General features: G+C 44.5%; 2 protein-coding genes. Both read left to right on the top strand.

The window, feature by feature from the left end; translation table 11 throughout:
* Nucleotides 1-407, top strand: a 407-nt coding sequence (locus tag JF818_RS05240) for a PhoH family protein (protein ID WP_198890914.1), incomplete at its 5' end; no start/stop codon positions are given.
* On the top strand, nucleotides 404-1,946 hold a 1,543-nt coding region (locus tag JF818_RS05235), incomplete at its 3' end, for a phosphohydrolase (protein ID WP_198890913.1). The genes JF818_RS05240 and JF818_RS05235, both read left to right, overlap by 4 nt.

Genomic DNA, 1,946 nt, shown 5'->3' with positions numbered 1-1,946 from the left:
ACCTAAGACCGCTCTACGATGCAATGGAAGCCATGGTCAGTATACAGAATATCAGGCGTTTGGAAGAGAATGGGAGTATTGAGATCGCCCCTCTTGCTTATATGAGAGGAAGGAGTCTACAAAATGCAACGGTCATTCTTGATGAAGCACAGAATACCACCAAGGAACAGATGAAGATGTTCCTCACCCGTCTTGGTGAAAATGCCAATGCGATTATCACAGGGGATATCAGTCAGGTTGATCTTCCACGGCACAAAGATAGTGGATTGATCCATGCAATGCAGATCCTGCAAGGAATTGCTGGGCTCGATTTCATACGTTTCGATTCTCGCGATGTGGTACGCTCCCGAATTGTACAGCATATTGTTAATGCGTATGCAGGGGATGAGGGGAACGAAAAATCATGATAAAGAAAATGCAAATTTCTGAACGTAAACAGAAAAAACGTGAGCTTCAACAACAACTTTCTCTCATTTTAATGGTGCTTACGGTTTTTCTGGCAATGGTGGTACCGCTTTTGAGTACTCACTCCAGTGGATCGGGTCTCAAGGACTTGGGCTTACGTTATACAGAGGGTGAACTCTCCAGTGAGGATATTTTTGCTACAAGCAGTTTCCAATACGTTGATGATGAACAAACACAAAAGCTCATAGAACAACGAATGCAGGAAGTACTTCCGCATTTCAGCTATTCACTCAGATCATCTACCATTACCAGCAGGCGTTTAGAGAACTTTCTTGCACTATTTCACCAAGGGAACCTAGATTCCAGGACCTTCCTGGAGAAGGAAGGGATCAACGATGAGCGCAATGTTGTGGAAAGGATTGCAGGGCTGGATCCTGAGCAACAACAATTGTTGCTGCAAGCACTTGAAGAAACAGGTAGCTATATCTTGGAGAGAGGATTGTTTGATGAAGAGGAAGTGAATACCGTCCGTTCCCAAGGCTATGGGGAACTTCTGGTCAGAAATAGCCTTTTCCAGCAAGAAAGCAGTGAACCTTCCAAGCAAACCATTGATACGCTACTGACGAAAAAGAATCTTCCTTCACAGCTGTCTTCTCTGCTTGAACCATACGAGCTTATCGATAGTCAGTTCCAACCATATCTTGTACTGGATGCTCTGGAGATGCTCCTGGATCCAAATGTAGATTATGAAGCTGTTGAAACACTGGCACTCAGGGAGGAAGCTGCTGCAGAGATTCCCGAGCAGGTGATAACCATAGAACGGGGAGAAAAGATCATTGCCAAGGATACGGTGGTCACCAGCTCACAGATTGACCTGCTGCAATTGATGGGATCGAACAGCTTTCAGTACACAATCCTTGAATTGATTGGTAGGGCAATTTTCATTCTGCTTTCCACCAGTGTTTCAGTATATGTATTTATTCAATTCCTGCATGCAGAGAAGCGATTGTATCTCTATTTGAATCTTATGCTTGTTTCCGTATCATTGTCGTTGGTGGCAATGTATGTGGTTAGCCTGTTTTTTACTTCACGGTCCTCTCTGTTCCTGGACTCCTATCTACCGGTATTGTTTGCACCGCTCTTTACCAGTCATATCACCAGCAAGAAACGCCTAGGTTTGGTAAGTGCCTTTCTTCTTGCCTGTTATGCAACACTGATGGAACAGTCGAGTTCCATTACGTTCTTCTTCGTATTGACCATCAGTGGTGTCTGTCTCTACTTCTTCCGTTATACCATTAAGCGAATTGATGATGTATTCAATTGGTTCTATGCTTGTGTTATCAGTAGTTTTACTGCCCTTGCATTGTACATGCTGGAAGCATTGCCCCTTCATCAGGTAATGCCTCTTGGTGGTGGGATGATTTTGAATATCACCATCACTCTGGGCTTGCTGGAAGCATTCGTACCGTTGAGCGAAAACCTCTTCAACATTCCAACTGCGTATCGTCTAGGTGAGCTGGCATTCAGCGCAAGCCCAGTGC

This window comes from Sphaerochaeta sp. S2, from assembly GCF_016406725.1.
Lineage (GTDB): Bacteria > Spirochaetota > Spirochaetia > Sphaerochaetales > Sphaerochaetaceae > Sphaerochaeta.
This window is presented reverse-complemented; position numbering and strand designations above follow the sequence as displayed.